This window comes from Polaribacter sp., from assembly GCF_965656025.1.
In the GTDB taxonomy this organism is placed as follows: Bacteria; Bacteroidota; Bacteroidia; order Flavobacteriales; family Flavobacteriaceae; genus Polaribacter.
In genome coordinates this window covers 1-1,032 of sequence record NZ_CBFHJT010000157.1, presented here as the reverse complement: position 1 = coordinate 1,032, position 1,032 = coordinate 1, and the positions used below count along the sequence as shown (strand labels likewise).

1 protein-coding gene is annotated in these 1,032 nt (G+C 28.0%); it reads right to left on the bottom strand.

Annotation, left to right across the window (positions count from 1 at the left end):
* Positions 1-868: DUF5723 family protein (locus tag ACTG3S_RS14555; RefSeq protein WP_439130051.1), on the bottom strand; the 868-nt coding region annotated here is incomplete at its 3' end.
* Positions 869-1,032 lie beyond the last annotated feature (164 nt).

The window sequence follows — 1,032 nt, the reverse complement described above, 5'->3', positions numbered from 1 at the left end:
TTGCTAACGTATTTTTAATATTTTTTGTGTGATTTACAAAACCAACGTCTAACAAACTACCAGATATTTGTAATTGCCTATTTATCTGATAGGTAAAACCAACATCTAAACCAAAACCTAAATTACCTCCAAAAAAAGTATTTTTTAAATAAGTTGATGGATCGTCTATATACTCATCATTACTAACCAAACCAGATGTTTTTAGATTTACGTTTACATTGTCTAAATAATGAATGTAAATATTGTTATTACCTTCGTTTGTAGTAAAAGTTCCGTAGTTATTTGTTGATTGTATATTTAAAGTAGAGGAATAAATTTTAAACCTACCACCAAGGGTTAACTTTTCATTTACTTTTTGGGTAATTCCTGCATGAATAACACCTAAAATATCTGCTTTATATAGCAGTTGAGAAATATCAAAACTTTTGTTTAAAAAAGCCCCATTTCCTTTATTTACAAGTGTAAAAACATCTTTTGGATAGTAGCCTATTGCATCAAGCTCTTCGTAAAAACCAAAACTAAAATACGTTTTATCATGATACCTAAACCCAGCATTTAAAATTTCTATTTGCGTGTTAACCTTAAAGTAATCACTTGTTTTTAATCGGTTTAAAAGAGTGGTAACTTTATCATTAAAAGATAAATTATCTGCTACAAAAATATTTGAAGGCACAAAACTAGTAGCACCTAATTCTGCAGAAAAACCAGATAATAGTGGCACTCCAATATGATATTTATAATTATTTTCTATACCAGGATTTAAAAGTAATGTTTGTGGCAGACTATTAAAGTTATATAAAACCTGCTTGTTCTGAGAATTCAAAGAAAGAGATAGTAGAAAAACAACTATTAGGGATATTTTTTTCATACTATAAAGAAGTTTCTAAATATACTTTTGCTGCAGATCTAAACTCAAAACTACCCAAATCTGATGCAGTTATCGGAGTCGTAGTATCGTCTAAACTAATTCTAAGCTCTATTCTAGTAAAGTTTTTTACGTTTTTATTTACCAAAATATCTACAATTTCTATT